The sequence below is a fragment of the Pseudoalteromonas sp. Angola-4 genome, from assembly GCF_028599265.1.
Lineage (GTDB): Bacteria > Pseudomonadota > Gammaproteobacteria > Enterobacterales > Alteromonadaceae > Pseudoalteromonas > Pseudoalteromonas atlantica.
The window spans coordinates 1-309 of the sequence record NZ_JAQREK010000118.1; the positions used below are offsets into that span (position 1 = coordinate 1).

The following is a 309-nucleotide window of genomic DNA, read 5'->3' on the forward strand; positions in this document are numbered from 1 at the left end:
CGCTTTCACCGTTGCCATTAATCACGCCGTCGGCGGTTTTATCAATGCTGGTTGTAATAACTGCGGTGTTATCAAGTTCGACTGAATCTTGTGCTGAAATTGGATTGCCAGCCACATCAGACACGCTGGCTGTAGCGGTGAGCGTGCCGTCGTTTAATGCGCTTGCATCAATCGGATCGGTGACGTATTCGCCGTTTTGCACAAGCGCCGTGGTTTCAACTTGGTTTGTGCCATCACTGATGATCACCGTCACGGTTTGACCGTCTTCCACATCGCTTACCGTGCCACGCACGACCATGGCGGCGCTTT

At 52.4% G+C, this 309-nt stretch carries 1 protein-coding gene; it reads right to left on the reverse strand.

Going from position 1 to position 309, the window contains the following annotated elements; all coding sequences use genetic code 11:
* A partial coding sequence (locus tag PSH48_RS21085) for an Ig-like domain-containing protein (protein WP_273612331.1) occupies nt 1-309 on the reverse strand: 309 nt, incomplete at both ends.